Below are 2,264 nucleotides of genomic sequence, written 5' to 3' on the forward strand. Positions count from 1 at the left end.
CTCCAGCACCTGTGTGAGCCGGATGTTGTTGCCCGACGGGTCCCGGAACGATGTGTCGACCCCATACAGCTGCGCCGTCGGTGGGTCGTTGAACTCGACACCACGGGCGGACAACTCGTCATATGCGGCCTTGCAGTCGTCGGTCTCCAGGAACAGCGTGCCGCCCACGCCCTTGGCCACCAGATCCGACAGCTGGGCACTGCTCGCCTCGTCCAGCATCGGCTGACTCGGTACCGGCATCAGCACGAGCGCCGGACCGTCCCCGCCGGGCGGGGCGACGCACACCCACCGGAAGCTCCACGCCTCCATCGTCACGTCCGCCCGAACCTCCCACCCGAGTTTCTTGGTGTAGAAGTCAAGCGCCTCGTCCTGGTCGTGCACCCAGAACTGCGCATTGGCGATCTTGATCGTCGTCATGGACGCTCCTCGGTCGGTTGCCTGGAATCCACGCTAAGCAGCCGGCAACCTCGTGTCTTCTCGAAACGTGCGGTTCCGCGGCCGCCCGTAAGCCATCGCCACACAGCCGGGGATGCGCACATTCCGTGCAGCGGGCGGGTGCGCCGCCCGGTACGCCTGCGGGGTCGTCCCATACATCCTGCGGAAACTCGTCGTGAACGAACCGATGCTCCGCACACCGACCGCGACGCCGATTGCGGCCACCGTCCAGTCGGTCGCGAGCAGCAGGGCTGCGGCCCGCTCCAGGCGACGGGTCAGCAGGTACTGGTGCGGCGACTCCCCGAACGCCGCCTTGAAGCAGCGGCTGAAGTGGGCCGGGGACAGCGCGGCGGCCGCGGCCATGTCAGCCACAGTGAGTGCCTCGGAGTAGCGGACGTCCGCGAGATCCCTGGCGCGGAGCAGATGACGAGCAATCGGAGCATGGGCCACGGCCCCATTGTGCGGTCACCAGGACCCGCTGCTCCTGACGCGCGGTCACCGTCCCCATGTCCACGACGATCGCGACGCCACTGTCCCATCACGTGACGTTCGGGGTGGGGAATTGCGTCACCGTCGACACTTTGGCCGGTGTTGGCGCTGATGTCGGCCGCAGGGTCGCGGATGCAACACGTACCGTGATGGCTTCGGGTCCGCAGATGCTCGTGGTGAGAGAGGATGCCTTCGGACGAAAATGCGGCAGGGCTTGGTATATCTGTGAAGGCCCATGGGCCGGCGGTTGGCCGGTGTCCCGCCCTCCCGATCGGGGTAGCCGTGCGGGCAACCGACGCCCTACCGGAAAAGGAGCACGCCCATGCGCCTCTACGCCCAGACCCCGGCACGTCGGAGCCGCCAGGTCCTGGCAGACCTGATCGCGGCGGCCCTGATCTACGCCGCGGTGAAGCTGGCCCTGGCCGTGCACGACGCGATCAGGCGACTGGCCGAGCCGGGCCGCAAGGCGGAAAGTGCCGGCAACAGCCTCTCCGACGGACTCGTCGACGCGGGCGACGCCGCTTCGAAGGTGCCGTTCGTCGGAGGCCAGTTGAAGAAGCCGCTCAGGTCCGCCGCCGAGGCCGGCACCGGGCTGGCCGACGCAGGTCGCTCGCTCCAGGACACGGTGGGCCACGTGGCGACGCTGACCGCGGTCGCCCTGATCGTCATCCCAGTGGTGTTCGTGCTGCTGCTGTGGCTGCCCCCGCGCCTGCGCTGGATCCGCCGCAGCGCCGTCACCCGGCGTCTCGCCGCCGATCCGGGCGGCGCCGACATCCTCGCGCTGCGCGTCCTCGCCGGCTCGCAGCGCGAGCTCTCAGCGCTGCCCACGCCACCCGGCGGCCTCGCAGAGGCTTGGCGGCGCGGGGACAAACAGGTCATCGCCGACCTGGCGGCGATCGGCCTGCGACAAGCGGGTCTACGCGCCTGACGGGTGAGCAGCGGGCGGGACCCGGGCCAAAGCACCCCCCCCTCCGAGGGCAAGCTCGCCCGTGGTAACGGCGACGTTCCCTACGGTGACGGGTTGTGCGCTGCATCTGGCCGGACGGGGCAACTACAACGCTCGGTCACAGGCCAGTCGCAGTCGTCCATCCGCCAGGTCCGGATTGGCCAACCACAGCCTGACGGAGTTGCCAACGACGCATCGACGGGAGGGCTCGCCCACGACGTGTCAGGCTTGCCCAACTCGCGCCGCCCGAGGCTTGCCCAACTCGCCGACCTGGAACAACGTCCGATGGGTACATGTACCGGTATGGGACGCATCCACTGGCCTGAAATGATCGACCGCGCCCGGGACATCATGACCGGCTACGGGGAGATGGGCTGCACGCTGCGCCAGGTCC

Annotated in this window: 3 protein-coding genes; 1 reads left to right on the plus strand and 2 read right to left on the minus strand. The window is 68.9% G+C overall.

Annotation, left to right across the window (positions count from 1 at the left end):
* Together ACFVXE_RS38955 and ACFVXE_RS38960 are read right to left on the minus strand one after the other, a co-directional pair.
* Window positions 1-417: VOC family protein (locus ACFVXE_RS38955; RefSeq protein WP_389678520.1), on the minus strand; the 417-nt coding region annotated here is incomplete at its 3' end.
* Between the two features lie 33 nt (window positions 418-450).
* The gene (locus tag ACFVXE_RS38960) at window positions 451-885 is read right to left on the minus strand and encodes a helix-turn-helix transcriptional regulator (RefSeq protein ID WP_389678522.1); all 435 of its coding nucleotides are present in this window, start codon (window positions 883-885) and stop codon (window positions 451-453) included.
* A 361-nt stretch (window positions 886-1,246) separates the two neighbouring features.
* Between ACFVXE_RS38960 and ACFVXE_RS38965 the strand changes: the two genes are divergently transcribed.
* Entirely contained in the window at window positions 1,247-1,852 is a 606-nt protein-coding gene (locus tag ACFVXE_RS38965; protein WP_389678524.1) for a hypothetical protein, read from the plus strand.
* The last annotated feature ends 412 nt before the right edge of the window (window positions 1,853-2,264 follow it).

Source organism: Streptomyces sp. NPDC058231 (assembly GCF_042882275.1).
In the GTDB taxonomy this organism is placed as follows: Bacteria; Actinomycetota; Actinomycetes; order Streptomycetales; family Streptomycetaceae; genus Streptomyces.